The sequence below is a fragment of the Salinimicrobium oceani genome (assembly GCF_012037645.1).
Window position 1 is genome coordinate 1 of record NZ_JAAVJR010000247.1, and the last position, 593, is coordinate 593.

Consider the following 593-nt stretch of genomic DNA (forward strand, 5'->3'; position numbering starts at 1 on the left):
CCGAACGCTCATTTGAGCATTATAGTGCACCTTCTCATTGTCGGCAAATCTCTCTGTTTGTTTTTGCCTTGCGGCGGTAACTCTTTTTCTTATATCCACACTACTTTCTCCCCGCCGCTCTTCACTCAACTTTTCAAAAGGTACGGGAGTCACTTCAATATGAATATCAATACGGTCCAGCAAAGGTCCTCTAATTTTGCTCATGTACCGCTGCATTTCTGCCGGGGACGAAGTATTTGGCGATCCGGGATCATTGAAAAATCCGCTGGGGCTGGGATTCATGCTTGCCACCAGCATAAAACTGGAAGGATAGGTGACAGTGAATTTCGCCCGGGAAATCGTCACCTCCCTGTCTTCAAGCGGTTGCCGCATTACCTCCAGCACGCTTCTTTTAAACTCCGGAAGTTCATCCAGGAACAATACTCCGTTGTGGGAAAGAGAAATCTCCCCCGGCTGCGGATAAGCTCCCCCACCTACTAAGGCCACATCGCTTATTGTATGGTGGGGACTCCTGAAAGGCCTGTGTGCCATCAAACCTACATTCTCCTTCACCCGTCCCACAACGCTGTGGATCTTTGTGGTTTCCAGAGCTT

At 49.2% G+C, this 593-nt stretch carries 1 protein-coding gene; it reads right to left on the reverse strand.

Annotation, left to right across the window (positions count from 1 at the left end; translation table 11 throughout):
- A partial coding sequence (locus HC175_RS16530; RefSeq protein WP_168139474.1) for an ATP-binding protein occupies nucleotides 1-593 on the reverse strand: 593 nt, incomplete at both ends.